At 57.6% G+C, this 19,485-nt stretch carries 18 protein-coding genes; 12 read left to right on the top strand and 6 right to left on the bottom strand.

Annotation, left to right across the window (positions count from 1 at the left end):
- Positions 1 to 20 precede the first annotated feature (20 nt).
- The 4 genes from osmY to P349_RS13745 all read left to right on the top strand — a co-directional run bounded on the left by osmY (position 21) and on the right by P349_RS13745 (position 2,879).
- Positions 21 to 638 (top strand): molecular chaperone OsmY, encoded by a 618-nt coding sequence (osmY, locus tag P349_RS13730; protein WP_008502075.1) that lies wholly within the window; start codon positions 21 to 23, stop codon positions 636 to 638.
- 127 nt (positions 639 to 765) lie between these two features.
- Positions 766 to 927 (top strand): DUF1328 domain-containing protein, encoded by a 162-nt coding sequence (locus tag P349_RS13735; RefSeq protein ID WP_003856556.1) that lies wholly within the window; start codon positions 766 to 768, stop codon positions 925 to 927.
- A gap of 120 nt (positions 928 to 1,047) precedes the next feature.
- Positions 1,048 to 2,100: a patatin-like phospholipase family protein gene (locus tag P349_RS13740; RefSeq protein ID WP_024908268.1), complete on the top strand. Its 1,053-nt coding sequence runs from the start codon at positions 1,048 to 1,050 to the stop codon at positions 2,098 to 2,100.
- Positions 2,097 to 2,879: a TatD family hydrolase gene (locus tag P349_RS13745; RefSeq protein ID WP_024908267.1), complete on the top strand. Its 783-nt coding sequence runs from the start codon at positions 2,097 to 2,099 to the stop codon at positions 2,877 to 2,879. The genes P349_RS13740 and P349_RS13745 overlap by 4 nt, the downstream gene beginning before the upstream one ends.
- On the opposite strand, the gene P349_RS13750 is transcribed toward P349_RS13745, so the two are convergent.
- Together P349_RS13750 and P349_RS13755 are read right to left on the bottom strand one after the other, a co-directional pair.
- The gene (locus tag P349_RS13750; protein WP_032649894.1) at positions 2,874 to 3,734 is read right to left on the bottom strand and encodes a YjjW family glycine radical enzyme activase; all 861 of its coding nucleotides are present in this window, start codon (positions 3,732 to 3,734) and stop codon (positions 2,874 to 2,876) included. The genes P349_RS13745 and P349_RS13750 overlap by 6 nt on opposite strands.
- Entirely contained in the window at positions 3,709 to 5,256 is a 1,548-nt protein-coding gene (locus P349_RS13755; RefSeq protein WP_032649892.1) for a YjjI family glycine radical enzyme, read from the bottom strand. The genes P349_RS13750 and P349_RS13755 overlap by 26 nt, the downstream gene beginning before the upstream one ends.
- Positions 5,257 to 5,518: 262 nt before the next feature.
- Between P349_RS13755 and deoC the strand changes: the two genes are divergently transcribed.
- The 4 genes from deoC to deoD all read left to right on the top strand — a co-directional run bounded on the left by deoC (position 5,519) and on the right by deoD (position 9,819).
- Positions 5,519 to 6,298 (top strand): deoxyribose-phosphate aldolase, encoded by a 780-nt coding sequence (gene deoC / locus P349_RS13760; protein WP_023303054.1) that lies wholly within the window; start codon positions 5,519 to 5,521, stop codon positions 6,296 to 6,298.
- 109 nt (positions 6,299 to 6,407) lie between these two features.
- Positions 6,408 to 7,730 (top strand): thymidine phosphorylase, encoded by a 1,323-nt coding sequence (gene deoA / locus P349_RS13765; RefSeq protein ID WP_032649891.1) that lies wholly within the window; start codon positions 6,408 to 6,410, stop codon positions 7,728 to 7,730.
- Positions 7,731 to 7,783: 53 nt separating this feature from the next.
- Entirely contained in the window at positions 7,784 to 9,007 is a 1,224-nt protein-coding gene (deoB, locus tag P349_RS13770; RefSeq protein ID WP_024908262.1) for a phosphopentomutase, read from the top strand.
- Positions 9,008 to 9,096: 89 nt separating this feature from the next.
- A complete protein-coding gene (gene deoD, locus P349_RS13775) occupies positions 9,097 to 9,819 on the top strand; it encodes a purine-nucleoside phosphorylase (RefSeq protein ID WP_032649888.1) in 723 nt (240 codons plus the stop codon).
- A 61-nt stretch (positions 9,820 to 9,880) separates the two neighbouring features.
- On the opposite strand, the gene lplA is transcribed toward deoD, so the two are convergent.
- Positions 9,881 to 10,897, bottom strand: coding sequence for a lipoate--protein ligase LplA (gene lplA, locus P349_RS13780; RefSeq protein WP_032649887.1), 1,017 nt, complete (start codon positions 10,895 to 10,897; stop codon positions 9,881 to 9,883).
- Between the two features lie 39 nt (positions 10,898 to 10,936).
- Positions 10,937 to 11,581, bottom strand: coding sequence for a YtjB family periplasmic protein (locus P349_RS13785; RefSeq protein WP_024907398.1), 645 nt, complete (start codon positions 11,579 to 11,581; stop codon positions 10,937 to 10,939).
- Between the two features lie 117 nt (positions 11,582 to 11,698).
- On the opposite strand from P349_RS13785, the gene serB reads away from it, so the two are divergent.
- From serB to nadR, 3 genes are all read left to right on the top strand, one after another.
- Positions 11,699 to 12,667: a phosphoserine phosphatase gene (gene serB, locus P349_RS13790; protein ID WP_025757501.1), complete on the top strand. Its 969-nt coding sequence runs from the start codon at positions 11,699 to 11,701 to the stop codon at positions 12,665 to 12,667.
- 74 nt (positions 12,668 to 12,741) lie between these two features.
- Positions 12,742 to 14,127 (top strand): DNA repair protein RadA, encoded by a 1,386-nt coding sequence (radA, locus tag P349_RS13795; protein ID WP_014068810.1) that lies wholly within the window; start codon positions 12,742 to 12,744, stop codon positions 14,125 to 14,127.
- Between the two features lie 35 nt (positions 14,128 to 14,162).
- On the top strand, positions 14,163 to 15,395 hold the full coding sequence (gene nadR / locus P349_RS13800; RefSeq protein ID WP_024907400.1) for a multifunctional transcriptional regulator/nicotinamide-nucleotide adenylyltransferase/ribosylnicotinamide kinase NadR: 1,233 nt from the start codon (positions 14,163 to 14,165) through the stop codon (positions 15,393 to 15,395).
- A 95-nt stretch (positions 15,396 to 15,490) separates the two neighbouring features.
- Here the strand turns inward: nadR and P349_RS13805 are convergent, their stop codons facing one another.
- Entirely contained in the window at positions 15,491 to 16,492 is a 1,002-nt protein-coding gene (locus P349_RS13805) for a zinc-binding alcohol dehydrogenase family protein (protein ID WP_032649884.1), read from the bottom strand.
- 108 nt (positions 16,493 to 16,600) lie between these two features.
- On the opposite strand from P349_RS13805, the gene P349_RS13810 reads away from it, so the two are divergent.
- On the top strand, positions 16,601 to 17,500 hold the full coding sequence (locus P349_RS13810) for a LysR family transcriptional regulator (RefSeq protein WP_024907402.1): 900 nt from the start codon (positions 16,601 to 16,603) through the stop codon (positions 17,498 to 17,500).
- Positions 17,501 to 17,591: 91 nt separating this feature from the next.
- Here the strand turns inward: P349_RS13810 and ettA are convergent, their stop codons facing one another.
- Positions 17,592 to 19,259, bottom strand: coding sequence for an energy-dependent translational throttle protein EttA (gene ettA, locus P349_RS13815; protein WP_032649883.1), 1,668 nt, complete (start codon positions 19,257 to 19,259; stop codon positions 17,592 to 17,594).
- Between the last annotated feature and the right edge of the window lie 226 nt (positions 19,260 to 19,485).

Genomic DNA, 19,485 nt, shown 5'->3' with positions numbered 1-19,485 from the left:
GTCAACACAGGAATAGATCGATGAATATGACAAGACTGAAGATTTCTAAAACTCTGCTGGCTGTAACCTTGGGTAGCGTTCTGGTGAGCGGCTCCGCCCTCGCGGAAAGCAGCACCATGGATAAAGCACAATCCACGGCCGATAGCGCAGGGCAAAAAATCGATAGCTCTATGAATAAAGTCGGCAACTTCATGGATGACAGCTCAATCACAGCAAAAGTGAAAGCCGCACTGGTGGATGATGAAGCCATTAAGAGCACCGATATTTCCGTTAAGACCGACAAGAAAGTGGTCACGCTGAGCGGCTTTGTTGAAAGTCAGGCGCAGGCAGAACAGGCGGTGAAAGTCGCGAAAGGCGTCGAAGGTGTTGCCTCCGTTAGCGATAAGCTGCACGTCCGTGACGGCAAAAACGCGTCGGTGAAAGGTTACGCCGGTGATGCCGCCACCACCAGCGAAATCAAAGCTAAACTTTTAGCAGATGACATCGTGCCGTCCCGTAAGGTGAAAGTAGAAACCACCGATGGTGTGGTCCAGCTTTCCGGTACGGTAGATTCGCAGGCGCAAAGTGAACGTGCCGAGTCCATTGCGAAAGCGATTGATGGTGTGAAAAGCGTTAAAAACGATCTGAAAACGAAGTAAATCTGGACCATTCGCCCGCCTGGCTAACACCTGCGGGCGATATAAGAACGACTCTGGAAAAACGCCGGTGAGTGACCTGAGCGCTCACGTTTAGCGGCCGACATTAACTATGGTAAAGGAGAAGCTTATGTTTCGTTGGGGCATTATATTTCTGGTTATCGCGTTAATTGCCGCCGCATTGGGCTTTGGTGGACTGGCAGGTACAGCGGCATGGGCAGCTAAAATTGTCTTCGTTGTGGGTATTATTCTGTTCCTGGTTAGCCTGTTTACGGGTCGTAGACGTCCGTAGCAAACGCAATATTCCTTCAACAAAAAAAAGCCAGTCGCAGTGACTGGCTTTTTCTTATTTGCGTAACAGGTCGGGTGCGTTACTGTGGTGTTATAAAATAATCAAAACAGGAAAGCAGAGGTGGGGCAACGAATTCCCGTTACGCTCGGCAATATTGCGCCGCTGACGTTAAAACCGTTTCGCGCAGGTCAACTCGCGCTGGTCTGCGAAGGTGGAGGACAGCGCGGCATTTTCACCGCCGGCGTGCTGGACGAATTTATGCGCGCGCAGTTCAACCCGTTTGACCTTTACTTCGGTACCTCTGCCGGGGCGCAGAACCTTTCTGCCTATGTTTGTAACCAGCCCGGCTATGCGCGAAAGGTCATCATGCGCTACACCACGGCGAAAGAGTTTTTTAATCCGGTGCGCTTTGTGCGCGGCGGTAACCTGATCGATCTCGACTGGCTGCTGGAGTCGACCTCCAGCCAGATGCCGCTGGCCATGGATACTGCGGCCCGTCTGTTTGATAGCGGCAAAGAATTCTGGATGTGCGCCAGCCGGGGGGATGACTATTCGCCGGGCTATTTTTCGCCTCAGAAGGAGAACTGGCTGGACATCATCCGCGCCTCCAGCGCGATCCCCGGTTTTTATCGTACCGGTGCGCTGCTGGACGGCATTAGCTATCTGGACGGGGGGATCAGTGACGCGGTACCGGTGCAGGAAGCCGCCCGTCGCGGGGCGAAAACCATTGTGGTGATCCGTACCGTACCGTCGCAAATGTATTACACGCCGCAGTGGTTTAAACGGATGGAGCGCTGGTTGGGCGACAGCAGCCTGCAGCCGCTGGTGAACATCGCGAAGCAGCATGAAACCACCTACGGCGCGATGCAGCGCTTCATTGAAAAACCGCCGGGTAAGCTGCGTATTTTTGAAATCTATCCGCCTAAGCCGCTGCTGAGCATGGCCCTGGGCAGCCGCGTCCCTGCGCTGCGCATGGATTACAAAACGGGACGGCTGTGCGGGCGCTACTTCCTGGCAACGGTAGGGAAAATGCTGGCGGAGCAGCCACCGCTTCATCGCCATAAACGCATTATTACGCCGCCTGCGATTGTCGCCAACGATGCCCTGACGATGCCGCTGGTGGACATCCCGCAGGCGAATGACGCTTTACTGGATAACGAGGATCTGGCGTGACGCACCGCTTTGTCGATACCCACTGCCACTTTGATTTCCCGCCGTTTACTGGGGAGGAAGCGCAAAGCATTGCGAAAGCGGCTGACGCAGGCGTTCAGGCCATCATTGTGCCGTCAGTGGAAGCGGCGTACTTTTCCCGCGTGCTGGATCTTTCTGCACGACACCCCGCGCTCTATGCGGCGCTCGGCCTGCATCCGATCGTGATTGAGCGGCATCGTGATGAGCACATAGAGAGACTTGATGAGATAGTGCAGACCGCAGGCGACAAGCTTGTCGCCATCGGGGAGATCGGCCTCGATCTTTATCGCGAGAACCCGCAGTTTGAGCGCCAGCAGACGATCCTCGACGCGCAGCTCAGGCTGGCGAAGCGTCACGATTTGCCGGTGATCCTCCATTCAAGACGCACGCACGATAAGCTGGCAATGCACCTGAAGCGCATCGATCTGCCGCGCAGGGGCGTCGTGCACGGTTTCTCCGGCAGCCTGCAGCAGGCGCAGCGTTTTATTGAGCTGGGCTATAAAATCGGCGTCGGTGGCACCATCACCTATCCGCGCGCCAGTAAAACCCGGGACGTGATGGCACAGCTGCCGCTGTCGGCGCTTCTGCTGGAAACCGACGCGCCGGATATGCCGCTGAATGGTTTTCAGGGTCAGCCGAATCGCCCGGAACAGGCGGCGCGCGTGTTTGCCACCCTGTGTGAACTGCGAAAAGAGCCTGAAGAGGTGATTGCCGATGCGCTACTGGAAAATACGCGGTCGGTATTTGGTATCACGCTATAGGTAAAGCGCCGGGCGGATCACCGTTATCTTCTGTTTTTCCAGCGCCAGTGCCAGCGGTTCAACGTCCTCGGGCGTGGCGCTGCGCCATGACGCTGCCTCACCGTACACGCCATGCCCATGAAACGCGTTAATACGCACCGGAATATTCCCCAGCCCGTGGATAAACGTTGTCAGCGGTTTCAGATGTTCCAGATAATCACATTGCTCTGGGATCACCAGGAGCCTCAATTCAGTCAGCCGTTGATGCTGTGCCAGCCAGCGAATACTCTGTTTAATCTGCGGGTTTTCGCGCCCGGTCAGAAAACGGTGATGCTCATTGTCCCACGCCTTCAGATCCAGCATCGCGCCATCAAGCACCGGCAGCAGCTTTTGCCAGCCGGTTTCGCTTAATAGACCGTTGCTGTCGACCAGACAGGTGAGGCGGCGCAGGGTGGGATCGGCTTTGATCGCAGTGAACAGGGCGATCAAAAACGGTAATTGCGTTGTGGCTTCACCGCCGCTCACGGTGATCCCTTCGATAAACGGTGCGGATATGCGGATCTGAGCGAGGATCTCTTCCACGCTGAAGCGGTGCGCCATAGGCGTTGCCTGCTGCTGGCACAGGTGCAGACAGGTGTCGCACTGCTGGCAGTCGCTCTCCTGCCACCAGACGCGCCCGGCCTGAATGGTCAGCGCATCGTGCGGACAGTGGGGCACACAGTCCCCGCAGTCGTTGCAGCGGCCAATCGTCCACGGGTTGTGGCAGGTTTTACAGCGCAGGTTGCAGCCCTGCAGGAAGAGGGCAAGGCGGCTGCCCGGCCCGTCCACGCAGGAAAAAGGAATGACCTGACTAACTAAAGCGCATCTGCTGTTCATGGCTAATCACGCGCGGCTGACGTTCCAGAATGCGGGTATTGCGTGCGGCTTCTTCCCCCAGCCACGTGGTGTTCGTTCTCGACCCTGCTTCCCGGTATTTCTCCAGATCCGATAGCCGCACCATATACCCGGTGACGCGCACCAGATCGTTACCCGCCACGTTGGCGGTAAACTCGCGCATACCCGCCCTGAACGCGCCCAGGCACAGCTGAACCACCGCCTGCGGGTTGCGTTTTACCGTCTCATCCAGCGTCAGGATATCGCTTATCCCGGAAGAGTAGTGCTTGTGATGGGGAGCTACCGCCAGCAGGTGGCTGATGGGATCCGGCTCGTCGCCGTAGGGCAGGCGCGCGCCCGGCGTGGTGCCGGAGTCGGAGCTGATCCCCGACTGCGCGTGAAGCATCGCGCGCTGCTTCCATCCGTGCTTCACCGGCGTGTTTTCGACAAACACCGCAAGCTGTTCGCTGATGCGATAGCCCAGCGCGTTGGCCTGCTCATCTTTGCCGTAACGTCCCGCGATGCCAGCTTTCTCACAGAGCACGTTTACCGCTTCCGCCAGTCCGTACATGCCAAACATCGGCACAAACCGATCGGCATCAATCAGCCCCTCTTTTACCAGGAAGCTATTCTCAAAGAAGCCAGATTGCTCGTACAGGAAACCACAGCGTGCATCGATGATGGCCATTTGCTGCTGGCAATAGTGCGGGAGCGTGCGGGTGAAGAAGTCTTCAATGGACGTGCTGCATTCAGCAATGGCTTTGAGGTTAAGGCGCACCAGGGTGCTGCCACCGCCAGCCAGAGGCAGGGAGTTGTAACAGCTCACCACGCCATAACGACCTTTTGTGAAAATTTTATCATTCACCGGGCCATTAGAAATGTGCGGTTTACTGCATTCACATATGTTTTTTGCTACCTCAAGCAGCAAATCGTCCGGGGTGATCTCTGGATCATAAATAAAGGTCAGGTTCGGCGCGACCTGCTTCAGCTCTGCATCGGCACGCAGAATGGCACGGGTGATGGGCGTATCTTCCGGCCCGATATTGGCATGCATAAAGGCATCCGGCAGCGTACGGTCAAGATAGCGCCAGAAACGTTTTATTCGGCTATTGATTTCTTCTTGTGTTAGAATTCTAACATATGGTTGCAGCAGCGCATCAAGCTGGCCGAGATAGACCGGCATCGATGTGACGGACGGAACATGGTGATAAAGGATGGTTAGCAGCGAGAGGGCATCGTCGAGATCTTTTGCCCCTTCCAGCTCCAGCCATTCTGAACCGTTAGCCAGAAATTTTGCGTAATCCGGCAGAACGTAACGGGGTTTGTAAGGCGCATGGCCTTCGAACATGTCGCAGATAAACCCCTCGTCCAGCGCGGCGCGCGCAGCTTCAGGAAGTGCCGGATACGGCAGGTTGTTTTCCGCTTCCAGCGCCAGAAAATGACGTTTTTGTTCCGCGGATAACACCGGGCTTGTCACAATCTGCTGGCAACGTTGCTGCAGGGCGTCGGGGCTGGAGTGGGGCATATTCGCTTCCTTGAATGTTCTGCGGATGATGAACGGATTGTAGAAAGCCTGCCTGTTGGCGCTTTTGATCCCACAGGGGGTATTGCTGCTTTAGTCGGCAATTTGCGCACTAAAGTTTGAAGAAGATCTCATTACAGTAATGCAAATTTGTACGCAGTTTTCATTAACTGTGATGAATGTCGAAGTGTGGATGCGGGTGGATGTTAGAATACTCACAGACCCGCAAGGTAAAATTTATACGGCACTGCCGTTGGAGATTGTTATGACCGATTTAACTGCAAGCAGCCTGCGCGCGTTGAAACTGATGGACCTGACTACCCTGAACGATGACGACACCAATGAGAAAGTCATCGCCCTGTGCCATCAGGCGAAAACGCCAGTGGGTAACACCGCAGCCGTTTGTATCTACCCGCGCTTTATCCCGATTGCCCGTAAGACGCTGAAAGAGCAGGGCACTCCGGACGTGCGCATTGCAACCGTGACTAACTTCCCGCACGGCAACGACGATATCGACATTGCGCTGGCAGAAACCCGCGCGGCGATTGCTTACGGTGCAGACGAAGTTGACGTGGTGTTCCCGTACCGCGCGCTGATCGCCGGCAACGAGCAGGTCGGTTTTGACCTGGTGAAGGCCTGTAAAGACGCGTGTGCGGCGGCAAACGTGCTGCTTAAAGTGATCATCGAAACCGGCGAGCTGAAAGAAGAGGCGCTGATTCGTAAGGCATCTGAAATCTCCATCAAAGCCGGTGCGGATTTCATTAAAACCTCTACCGGTAAAGTGCCGGTTAACGCCACCCCGGAAAGCGCGCGCATCATGATGGAAGTGATCCGCGACATGGGCGTGTCCAAAACCGTTGGTTTCAAACCTGCGGGCGGCGTGCGTACCGCCGAAGACGCGCAGCAGTTCCTGGCGATTGCTGACGAACTGTTCGGCGCCGACTGGGCCGATTCCCGTCACTACCGTTTCGGTGCGTCCAGCCTGCTGGCTAGCCTGCTGAAGGCGCTGGGTCACGGCGACGGTAAGAGCGCAAGCAGCTACTGATTGCCAGACAACGCCGGATGACGCTTCGCTTATCCGGCCTACAGGATCGTAGGGCGGGTAAGCGTAGCGCCACCCGCCACAACTCCCCCGATTCCGCATGGAGGTTACCGTGTTTCTCGCACAAGAAATTATTCGTAAAAAACGTGATGGTCATGCATTAAGCGACGAAGAGATCCGCTTCTTCATTAACGGCATTCGTGATAACACCGTCTCAGAAGGGCAGATTGCGGCTCTGGCGATGACCATTTTCTTCCACGATATGTCGATGCCTGAGCGCGTGTCGCTGACCATGGCGATGCGAGATTCAGGAACCGTTCTGGACTGGAAAAGCCTCAACCTTAACGGCCCGATTGTGGATAAACACTCCACCGGCGGCGTGGGCGACGTAACGTCTCTGATGCTCGGCCCAATGGTGGCAGCCTGTGGCGGTTACATCCCGATGATCTCCGGACGCGGCCTGGGCCACACTGGCGGTACGCTCGACAAACTGGAAGCCATTCCGGGCTTCGATATCTTCCCGGATGACAACCGCTTCCGCGACATTATTAAAGACGTTGGTGTGGCGATTATCGGCCAGACCAGCTCTCTTGCTCCGGCAGACAAGCGTTTCTACGCGACCCGCGATATCACCGCGACCGTTGACTCCATCCCGCTGATCACCGCCTCTATCCTGGCGAAGAAGCTGGCAGAAGGGTTGGACGCGCTGGTGATGGACGTGAAGGTAGGCAGCGGCGCGTTTATGCCAACCTATGAACTCTCTGAGGCGCTGGCCGAAGCGATCGTTGGCGTCTCCAACGGCGCGGGCGTGCGCACCACCGCACTGCTCACCGATATGAACCAGGTGCTGGCTTCCAGCGCCGGTAACGCCGTCGAAGTGCGTGAGGCGGTACAGTTCCTCACCGGCGAATACCGTAACCCGCGCCTGTTCGACGTCACCATGGCGCTGTGCGTTGAGATGTTAATCTCCGGCAAGCTCGCCAAAGACGACGCCGACGCCCGCGCGAAGCTGCAGGCGGTGCTGGACAACGGCAAAGCGGCGGAGATCTTCGGCCGCATGGTCGCGGCGCAGAAAGGCCCGACCGACTTCGTCGAAAACTACGCGAAATACCTGCCAACCGCGACGCTCAGCAAAGCGGTGTATGCCGATAGCGAAGGGTTTGTTTCTGCGATGGACACCCGTGCCCTCGGCATGGCGGTGGTCTCGATGGGCGGCGGCCGTCGTCAGGCGTCAGACACCATTGATTACAGCGTCGGCTTTACCGATATGGCCCGTCTGGGCGACAGCGTTGACGGCCAACGTCCGCTGGCGGTGATCCACGCCAAAGACGAAGCCAGCTGGCAGGAAGCGGCGAAAGCGGTGAAAGCGGCCATCGCGCTTGACGATAAAGCACCGGAAAGCACACCGACTGTCTATCGCCGTATCACCGAATAGCGGTATACTGATCTGATCGATATTTTTTGAAGCACTACGTACGGAGAACAATTATGAAACGTGCATTTATTATGGTGCTGGACTCATTCGGCATCGGCGCAACCGAAGATGCAGAACGTTTTGGTGACGTGGGTTCCGATACCATGGGTCACATCGCGGAAGCCTGTGCGAAAGGCGAAGCGGACAACGGTCGTAAAGGCCCTCTGACTCTACCCAACCTGACCCGTCTTGGTCTGGTAAAAGCGCATGAAGGCTCTACCGGTAAAATCGCAGCCGGTATGGACGGCAACGCGGAAGTCGTGGGCGCCTACGGCTGGGCGCACGAACTCTCATCCGGTAAAGACACCCCGTCTGGCCACTGGGAAATCGCCGGTGTGCCGGTGCTGTTCGACTGGGGCTACTTCTCCGATCACGAGAACAGCTTCCCGCAGGAGCTGCTCGATAAGCTGGTGAAGCGTGCCAACCTGCCGGGCTACCTCGGTAACTGCCACTCTTCCGGTACCGTGATTCTGGACCAGCTCGGCGAAGAGCATATGAAAACCGGCAAGCCGATTTTCTACACCTCTGCTGACTCCGTGTTCCAGATTGCCTGCCACGAAGAGACGTTTGGCCTGGATAAACTCTACGAGCTGTGCGAAATCGCCCGCGAAGAGCTGACCGAAGGCGGCTACAACATTGGCCGCGTGATCGCGCGTCCGTTTATCGGCGACAAAGCGGGTAACTTCCAGCGTACCGGTAACCGTCACGACCTGGCCGTTGAGCCACCGGCGCCAACCGTGCTGCAGAAGCTGGTCGATGAGAAAGACGGTCACGTGGTGTCCGTGGGTAAAATCGCGGACATCTACGCCAACTGCGGCATCACCAAAAAAGTGAAAGCCACCGGTCTGGATGCGCTGTTCGATGCCACCATCAAAGAGATGAAAGAAGCGGGCGACAAGACCATTGTCTTCACCAACTTCGTGGACTTCGACTCCTCCTGGGGTCACCGTCGCGACGTCGCGGGTTATGCTGCGGGTCTTGAACTGTTCGACCGCCGTCTGCCGGAACTGATGGAGCTGGTGGGTGAAGATGACATTCTGATCCTGACCGCGGACCACGGCTGTGACCCAACCTGGACCGGTACCGACCACACCCGTGAGCACATTCCGGTGCTGGTGTACGGCCCGAAAGTGAAGCCGGGCTCGCTCGGTCACCGTGAAACCTTCGCGGACATCGGCCAGACTATCGCGAAATACTTTGGTACGTCTGACATGGAATATGGCAAGGCCATGTTCTGAATCATGTAGGGTGCGGTCTGATGCCCTCACCCCGGCCCTCTCCCACAGGGAGAGGGTGAAAAGAATAAACAATGTAAAAGGAACTGAAGATGGCAACTCCTCACATTAATGCAGAAATGGGTGATTTCGCTGACGTCGTATTGATGCCGGGCGACCCGCTGCGCGCGAAGCACATTGCAGAAACTTTCCTGGAAGACGTGCGTGAAGTGAACAACGTTCGCGGCATGCTGGGCTTCACCGGTACCTATAAAGGCCGCAAAATCTCTGTCATGGGCCACGGTATGGGTATCCCATCCTGCTCTATCTACACCAAAGAGCTGATCACCGACTTCGGCGTGAAGAAAATCATCCGCGTTGGCTCCTGCGGCGCGGTGCGTATGGACGTTAAGCTGCGCGACATCGTTATTGGTATGGGCGCCTGCACCGATTCCAAAGTTAACCGCATGCGTTTCAAAGACCATGACTTCGCGGCAATTGCAGACTTCGGCATGGTACGTGACGCGGTTGACGCGGCAAAAGCGCTGGGCGTTGACGCGCGCGTGGGTAACCTCTTCTCTGCTGACCTGTTCTATGCACCGGACGGCGGTGAGATGTTCGACGTGATGGAAAAATACGGCATCCTGGGCGTGGAAATGGAAGCGGCGGGTATCTACGGCGTTGCGGCGGAGTTTGGTGCGAAAGCGCTGACCATCTGCACCGTGTCCGACCATATCCGTACCCACGAGCAGACCACCGCCGCTGAGCGTCAGACGACCTTCAACGACATGATCAAAATCGCGCTGGAATCCGTTCTGCTGGGCGATAAAGAGTAATCCTGTCTCTTCCCTCCCTCTCCCTGTGGGAGAGGGCCGGGGTGAGGGCACCAAACCGCACTTAACGCACGGCCTGCGCAATCCATGCTGACAAATCCCTTAACTCTTTTTCCTGCTCCGGGAAATCTCCAATCAACGCGTCGCATTCCTGCTGCAGCATATCCGCCCGGTACAAACAGCCTTGCAAACGTGCCGCCAGCGCCTCTAACGGTGCCGGATTCAGGCTATCGGTAAACACCTGCGTGCGGGTGATATGGCCTTTCTCCACGTCAAAGTGCAGCTCCACGCCGCCCCAGGTAAAGCGCTCATCCAGCAGATGGGAAAACGCAGGAGCTTGGCCGAAGTTCCACTCCCAGCTGCTCTGGCGGGCGAAGGTTTCCGCAAAGTTGGGCAGGTCCGGGGTTTTGTCAGGGGAGATCACTTCGGCTTCCACGCGCTCGTCGTAATGTTCAAAGAACGCGTCACGGATCGCATCGCAAATCTGCTCGTGCGTAATCCCCGGCAGCAGCTCCACCAGATTCGCCACGCGCCCGCGCACGGAGGTAATTCCCTTAGCCTGGAGCTTTTTCTTGTCCGGATTCAGGTAGTTCGCCAGACGGCTCAGATCGGCATTCAGCAACAGGGTGCCGTGGTGGAACCCGCGATCCATCGTTTCGCGGTAGGCGGAGCCGGAGACCTTCCGGTCGCCCTCCGGGGTTTTGACCACCAGATCGTTACGTCCGGAAGCTTCAGCCTTCACGCCGAGTGAATTCAGCGCATTGAGGACAATGGAAGTAGAGATGGTTTTGTCGTACTCCGGTTTTCCTGCCATAAAGGTAAAGCAGGTATTGCCCAGATCGTGGAACACCGCGCCGCCGCCGCTGCTCCGGCGCGCCAGGCGGACGTTGTCCTCTTCCATACGCCGGGTGTTGCACTCTTTCCATGGGTTTTGCGCACGACCAATGACCACCGTATCGGCGTTACGCCAGAGAAACAGTACGCGCTGGGTAGCGGGCATCTGGCGGAAGATGCACTCTTCTACCGCGAGATTAAACCAGGGATCGTAAGAGTCAGAGATAAGCAGGCGTAACGTCGTCATGGCAAAGTTCCTTTTCCGAATCGTTCGCCTACTTTATCACTATTCTTTCTTCTCGCTCTCTTCGTCTTCAGGGACGGATTTGCTGGCGGTCAGCAGGAACGGGGATTGCTGCCAGCGCGTGCGTTTGCCCCGAAGCAGGGTGCGCGCCAGCACAACGCCGATGGCGAGTGAAAGCAGCAGCATCAGGCGCAGAATATTGGTGGTATTATCGACCTGTTTGGCTTCAGTGGGCAGGGTGTGGGTATCGAGAGTCAGGCGCAGATAGCCAAGCGGACCATTCTTTCCCTGAATAGGTTCGACGATCTGCTGGTTAAAATAGCCCCCGGCTTTTTTACCGTCCAGCGCCAGCCTGTCGCGCACGTCGACGTGCTCGCCCGCGCGGGCAATCAGGTTACCTTGCTCATCATAGACGCCGGCATCAAGAATGCGGCTGTTCTCCGTGAGCTGGCGTAAAACCTGGCCTATCCGCTTATCGTCCGGCGTTTCAGTACGCATGGATGGCGCGACGTTGAGCGTCACCTGGCGTGCCAGCGTGCGGGCCAGCTCTTCAAACTGAGGATTGCGTTGCCGTTGATGGTTCTGGCTAAACCAGGATGCCCCTTGCATCAGCACCACTAACAGTGCGAGACAAGAGAGGACAATCACGGCGCGATGGAGCCGGAATTTCAGTTTTGCGCGAGCCATATTCCACCTGCTGAAAATTTACGGCTTAATGTTGCCAGAAGTGATGGTTACAGGGTAGCCTCATGCGTTATTTTCCCTCTGCAACCTTCCGGCGCGAACGAAACTACAGGAGCTTTAATGCCGAACATTACCTGGTGTGACCTGCCAACGGATGTCTCTTTATGGCCAGGATTGCCGCTCTCTTTAAGTGGCGATGAGGTGATGCCTCTGGATTACCACGCCGGTCGTAGCGGCTGGCTCCTCTACGGACGCGGTCTGGATAAGCAACGCCTGACCCAGTATCAAAGCAAGCTGGGCGCCGCGATGGTCATCGTCGCCGCCTGGTGCGTGGAAGACTACCAGGTTATTCGCCTGGCGGGCTCTCTGACGCAGCGCGCAACGCGTCTGGCGCATGACGCCGGGCTGGACGTCGCGCCGCTGGGTAAAATTCCGCATCTGAAAACGCCGGGCCTGCTGGTGATGGACATGGACTCTACCGCCATTCAGATCGAGTGTATCGACGAAATTGCAAAGCTGGCGGGCAGCGGCGAGCTGGTGGCGGAAGTGACCGAGCGTGCGATGCGCGGCGAGCTGGACTTCACCGCCAGCCTGAGACAGCGCGTGGCGACCCTGAAAGGGGCTGATGCCAACATTCTGCGCCAGGTGCGCGACGTGCTGCCGCTGATGCCAGGGCTGACGCAGCTGGTGCTGAAGCTGCAGTCGCTGGGCTGGAAAGTGGCGATCGCCTCCGGTGGCTTCACCTTCTTCGCGGATTATCTGCGGGAAAAACTGCATCTGACCACCGTGGTGGCCAACGAGCTGGAGATCATGGACGGAAAGCTGACCGGCCAGGTGATCGGCGATATTGTGGATGCCCAGTACAAAGCCAATACGCTGACGCGTCTGGCGGAAAAATATGAAATTCCGGTTGTCCAGACCGTCGCGATCGGGGACGGCGCGAACGACCTGCCGATGATCAAAGCGGCCGGCCTGGGCATTGCCTACCATGCCAAGCCAAAAGTGAATGAAAAGACGGAAGTGACTATCCGTCACGCTGACCTGATGGGGGTGTTCTGCATTCTCTCCGGCAGCCTTAATCAGAAATAACGGCCTGCTTTGTAGGCCGGGTAAGCGTAAGCGCCACCCGGCTCGCAGGCCGCACAGAAATAACGAGGTAAACCGTGGCGAAAGCTCCAAAACGCGCATTTGTCTGTAATGAATGTGGTGCGGATTATCCGCGCTGGCAGGGGCAATGCAGCGCCTGCCATGCCTGGAACACCATCACCGAAGTGCGTGGTGTGGCGGCTTCGCCGAGCGTGGCGCGCAATGAACGCCTGAGCGGCTACGCGGGCAATGCGGGCGTAGCGAAAGTCCAGAAGCTCTCGGACATCAGCCTCGAAGAGCTGCCGCGCTTCTCCACCGGGTTCAAAGAGTTTGACCGCGTGCTCGGCGGCGGCGTAGTGCCGGGCAGCGCGATTCTTATCGGCGGTAACCCGGGCGCGGGCAAGTCAACCCTGCTGCTGCAAACGCTCTGCAAGCTCGCCGAACAGATGAAAACCCTGTACGTCACGGGGGAAGAGTCCCTGCAGCAGGTGGCGATGCGCGCGCACCGTCTGGGCCTGCCGACCGGTAATCTGAACATGCTGTCGGAAACCAGCATCGAGCAGATCTGCATGATCGCCGAAGAAGAGCAGCCGAAGCTGATGGTGATCGACTCCATCCAGGTGATGCACATGGCGGACATCCAGTCCTCGCCGGGCAGCGTCGCGCAGGTGCGTGAAACCGCGGCCTACCTGACGCGCTTTGCCAAAACGCGCGGCGTGGCGATTGTGATGGTCGGCCACGTGACCAAAGACGGCTCGCTGGCCGGGCCGAAGGTGCTTGAACACTGTATCGACTGCTCCGTGATGCTCGACGGCGACGCGGACTCTCGCTTCCGTACCCTGCGCAGCCATAAAAACCGCTTTGGGGCGGTGAATGAACTGGGCGTGTTTGCCATGACCGAGCAGGGGCTGCGCGAAGTCAGCAACCCGTCGGCCATCTTCCTGAGCCGTGGCGATGAGATCACCTCCGGCAGTTCGGTGATGGTGCTATGGGAAGGGACGCGCCCGCTGCTTGTTGAAATTCAGGCGCTGGTGGACGTGTCGATGATGGGCAACCCGCGGCGCGTGGCGGTCGGTCTGGAACAGAACCGTCTGGCGATCCTGCTGGCGGTGTTGCACCGTCACGGCGGGCTGCAGATGGCGGATCAGGACGTCTTCGTGAACGTGGTCGGCGGCGTTAAAGTCACTGAGACCAGCGCAGACCTGGCGCTGCTGCTGGCGATGGTCTCCAGCCTGCGCGACAGACCGCTGCCGCAGGATCTGGTGGTGTTTGGTGAAGTGGGGCTGGCCGGGGAAATCCGTCCGGTGCCCAGCGGCCAGGAGCGTATCTCCGAGGCGGCAAAACACGGTTTCCGTCGCGCGATCGTTCCCGCCGCCAACGTGCCGAAAAAAATCCCGGAAGGGATGCAGGTTTTTGGCGTGAAGAAACTCGCTGATGCGTTAAATGTCTTTGACGACTTATAATTATGTATTCGATTTTGCAGGAGGCATCGTAATTTATGTCATCATTTGACTACATCAAGACCGCTATCCGCCAGAAGGGCTGCACGCTGCAGCAGGTGGCAGACGCCAGCGGCATGACCAAAGGCTACCTGAGCCAACTGCTGAACGCCAAAATCAAAAGCCCCAGCGCGCAGAAGCTCGAAGCGCTACACCGCTTTCTGGGGCTGGAATTCCCGCGTATGCAAAAGAACATCGGCGTGGTGTTCGGCAAGTTTTACCCGCTGCATACCGGGCATATCTATCTGATCCAGCGCGCCTGTAGTCAGGTGGACGAGCTGCACATCATTATGGGGTACGACGAAACCCGCGACCGTCAGCTGTTTGAAGAGAGCGCCATGTCGCAGCAGCCGACCGTGCCGGACCGCCTGCGCTGGCTGCTCCAGACCTTCAAGTACCAGAAAAACATTCGCATTCATGCCTTCAATGAAGAGGGCATGGAGCCGTACCCGCACGGCTGGGACGTGTGGAGCAACGGCATCAAAGCGTTTATGGAAGAGAAGGGCATTGCGCCTAACTGGATCTATACCTCTGAAGAGTCCGATGCGCCGCAGTTCCGCGAGCATTTGGGCATCGAGACGGTACTGATCGATCCGAAGCGCACCTTCATGAACATCAGCGGAGCGCAGATCCGCGAAAACCCGTTCCGCTACTGGGATTACATCCCGACCGAGGTGAAGCCGTTCTTTGTGCGCACGGTAGCTATTCTGGGCGGCGAGTCGAGCGGGAAATCAACGCTGGTCAACAAGCTGGCGAACATCTTCAATACCACCAGCGCGTGGGAGTACGGACGCGACTATGTCTTTTCCCATCTGGGCGGTGATGAGATGGCGCTGCAGTATTCCGACTACGATAAAATCGCGCTCGGTCATGCCCAGTACATTGATTTCGCGGTGAAATACGCCAACAAGGTGGCGTTTATCGATACCGATTTCGTCACCACGCAGGCGTTCTGTAAAAAATACGAAGGGCGCGAGCACCCGTTCGTGCAGGCGCTGATTGACGAATACCGCTTTGACCTGGTGATCCTGCTGGAGAACAACACCCCGTGGGTGGCCGACGGCATGCGCAGCCTCGGCAGCTCCGTGGACCGGCGGGAGTTCCAGTCCATGCTGGTGGAGATGCTCAACGAAAACAACGTTGAGTTTGTGCACGTGGAAGAGTCGGACTACGACTCCCGTTTCCTGCGCTGCGTCGAGCTGGTGAAGGAGATGATGGGGGAGCAGGGGTAAAAAACTTACCCCTCACCCTAACCCTTTCCCCAAAGGGGAGAGGGAACGATTACCCCCTCGCCCCTTTGGGGAGAGGGCTGGGGTGAGGGGAAAACTTAGAACTCAACCACCACTTTCCCGCGCATATGCCCGTCCAGCACCTTACGGTGCGCCTCGGTAATGCTTTCCACGCTCAGCCCGTGCAGCGTTTCACTTAGCGAGCTTTCCACCACGCCGTTATCCACCAGCTTCGCCACCTCATTGAGGATCTCACCCTGACGCGCCATATCAGCGGTCTGGTACATGCTGCGGGTGTACATAAATTCCCAGTGCAGCGCGGCGGATTTCGACTTCAGCTTGTCCTGGTTCAGCGGACGTTCATTCTCGACGATAGAACAGATATGCCCCTGAGGCGCAATCAGTTCGCTGACCGCATCCCAGTGCCCGTCGGTATCGTTGAGGATGAAAATATAATCCACAAAGGTCAGCCCGTGTTTCGCCAGTTCGCCTTTCAGATCGCGGTAGTTCACCACCACATCTGCACCACGATCGCGGCACCACTGGGCGGAATCTTCACGCGACGCGGTTGCGATGATTTGCACCTTGCTGTTGTGCTTCGCGAACGGGATCGCCAGCGATCCCACCCCGCCTGCACCGCCGATGATCAGCAGGGTCTTGTCCGCACCGGCATCCTGAATGTTCAGCCGTTCAAACAGTCCTTCCCACGCGGTGAGTGCGGTCAACGGTAGCGCAGCGGCAGCCGCCCAGCCGAGGCTTGCCGGTTTGTGCCCGACAATGCGCGCATCGATCAGCTGGTGTGTGGTGTTGCTGCCCGGACGGGTGATGTCGCCCGCGTACCACACTTCATCTCCCGGCTTGAATCCGGTCACGCCCGTCCCAACGGCTTTGACAATCCCGCTGGCATCCCACCCGAGAATGCGCGGCGCGTTCAGCCCGTTCCTGGCAATGCCCGCGTGGACTTTGGTATCAACCGGGTTAATGGAGACGGCCTTCACCTCCACCAGAAGATCGTGCTCGCCGGGCTGCGGCATCGGCGGGGTGATTTCAATGAAGGTAGAGGGATTTTCAGGGTTAACGGCGATGGCTTTCACTGACATGGTGTGCTCCTCAATGGCATGCGTTTTGTTGAGGCTAGTCTATTAAGTGGCCAGCTGCATGATAAGATGGACAATCAAGAACTCAGCGTTCGTACAGGATGAACAATCATGTTTAAGCAGCTGCAGGATATGGCGCTGTTCGCGCTGGTGGCGGAGATGGGCAGCTTTACCGCGGCGGCGCAGAAGGCGGAACTGCCGAAATCCAGCGTCAGCCAGCGTATTAGCCAGCTGGAGCAGCAGGTGGGTATCCGCCTGCTTAACCGCACCACGCGCAGGATCAGCCTCACGTTTGCGGGCGAGCACTATCTGGTGCACTGCCGCGAAATGCTGGCGGCCAGCGAGCGGGCGGAGTACGCCATTCAGCGCCTGCGCGAAAACCCGAGCGGGCGGCTGCGCATCACCTGTCCGGCTGGGATTGGGGCGACGCTGCTGGCACACATGAATGCCGAGTTCCAGCTTCGCTATCCTGAGGTTTCGCTGGACGTGTCGATCTCTGATGACGTGGTGGACCTGGTCGAGGCCGGGTTTGACGTGGCGCTGCGTACCGGCAAGCCGCAGGACTCCTCCCTGATTGGCCGCATGATCGGGCACTGCCCGCGCTACATGCTGGCTTCGCCGGACTATCTGGCGCGCCGGGCGCCGCTGACGCATCCCCGTCAGCTGGTGGAGCACCGCAGCATTACGCATCGGGCGTGGTCAGAGTGGCTTCTGCGAAGCGAGAGCGAGGATTACCGCTACCTGCCGGATAACGCCCACATGACCGATAACCTGGTATACGCCCGCGAATGTGCGATTGCCGGTGCGGGGATTACGCTCCTTCCGGCTTTTTTGCTGGAAGATAAGGTCGAGAAAGGGGCGCTGGTGCAGGTACTGCCGGAGTGGAACGTTGAAGGAAACGACCTGTGGCTGGCCTATCCGAGCCGTAAGCTCAACTCACCCGCGCTGATGAGCTATATCGACTTTGCAATGCAGTTTGATGAGGTGAAGCGGTATTACGTGGGTGGGTGATTTTGTGCGGCCTGATGCCCTCACCCTGGCCCTCTCCCACGGGGAGAGGGTACAAACATAAAAAACGGCAACCGAAGTTGCCGTTTTGCTTTTATTTCGCAATACGCTTGTACTTAATACGCTTCGGCTCCAGCGCGTCGGCGCCCAGCGTGCGTTTCTTGTACTCTTCGTATTCGGTGAAGTTACCTTCGAAGAACTCCACTTTACCTTCGTCCTGGTAGTCCAGGATGTGGGTCGCGATACGGTCCAGGAACCAGCGGTCGTGCGAGATAACCATCGCGCAGCCCGGGAACTCCAGCAGGGCGTTTTCCAGCGCGCGCAGGGTTTCGATATCCAGGTCGTTGGTTGGTTCATCGAGCAGCAGAACGTTACCGCCCACCTGCAGCAGCTTCGCCAGGTGCAGACGACCGCGCTCACCGCCGGACAGCTCGCCCACGCGTTTGCCCTGATCGGTGCCTTTAAAGTTAAAGCGACCAACGTAGGCGCGGCTTGGCATCTCGGTGTTGCCGATACGCATGATATCCAGACCGCCGGAGACTTCTTCCCACACGGTTTTGCTGTTATCCATCGCGTCACGGAACTGGTCAACGGAGGCCAGCTTCACGGTTTCACCCAGGGTGATTGAGCCGCTATCAGGCTGTTCCTGACCGGACATCATGCGGAACAGGGTTGATTTACCCGCGCCGTTCGGACCGATGATGCCGACGATAGCGCCTTTCGGTACGGAGAAGGTCAGGTCGTCGATCAGCAGGCGGTCGCCGTAAGACTTACGCAGGTTGCTGACTTCAACCACTTTATCCCCCAGACGTGCTCCAGGTGGAATAAACAGTTCGTTGGTTTCGTTACGTTTCTGGTATTCGGTGTTGTTCAGCTCTTCGAAGCGTGCCAGACGGGCTTTGCCCTTAGACTGACGGCCTTTCGCGCCCTGACGCACCCACTCCAGCTCTTTCTCGATAGACTTACGACGGGCCGCTTCCTGAGACGCTTCCTGAGCCAGACGCTGATCTTTCTGCTCCAGCCAGGAGGAGTAGTTGCCTTCCCACGGAATACCTTCGCCGCGGTCCAGCTCCAGGATCCAGCCGGCGACGTTGTCGAGGAAGTAACGGTCGTGGGTGATCGCCACAACGGTGCCTTCGAAGTCATGCAGGAAGCGCTCCAGCCACGCCACGGATTCCGCATCCAGGTGGTTGGTCGGTTCGTCGAGCAGCAGCATGTCTGGTTTTTCCAGCAGCAGGCGGCACAGCGCCACGCGGCGGCGTTCACCACCGGAGAGGTTCGCGATTTTCGCATCCCAGTCCGGCAGACGCAGGGCATCAGCCGCGCGCTCCAACTGCACGTTCAGGTTGTGACCGTCGTGCGCCTGGATAATCTCTTCATACTTGCCCTGCTGCGCGGCCAGCTTGTCGAAGTCCGCATCCGGTTCGGCGTATTTGGCATACACTTCATCCAGACCTTTCAGGGCGTTAACCACTTCGGAAACCGCTTCTTCAACGGACTCACGCACGGTGTGTTCCGGATTCAGCTGAGGTTCCTGCGGCAGGTAGCCGATCTTGATGCCAGGCTGCGGACGGGCTTCACCTTCGATGTCTGTATCAATGCCGGCCATGATGCGCAGCAGGGTGGACTTACCGGCACCGTTGAGACCCAGAACACCGATTTTTGCGCCCGGGAAGAAGCTCAGCGAGATATTTTTAAGAATATGACGTTTCGGCGGGACAACTTTGCCGACACGATGCATGGTATAAACGAATTGAGCCACGTTGGACTTCGCCTCTTTTATCGTAATGAGAAGGAATTTCAGCCTCGAAGTGTAGCCTTTTTCACGGCCTAATCCCAGCCAGGAACGTCGGGAGTGTTAAAACGCGCAAGAAAGGTAAAAAAGTGTCCATGACGTGGCGCGTTGAAGGATGCCTGGTTAGCATAAGTTAATTAGACTTTGACGTGGCAAGACGCTGCAATTGACGAAAAAACAATGAGGAAGAGCT

Source organism: Enterobacter sp. DC4, from assembly GCF_000568095.1.
Lineage (GTDB): Bacteria > Pseudomonadota > Gammaproteobacteria > Enterobacterales > Enterobacteriaceae > Enterobacter > Enterobacter pseudoroggenkampii.
The sequence above is the reverse complement of the archived record's forward strand: the minus strand, read 5'-3'. Positions and strand labels throughout refer to the sequence as shown.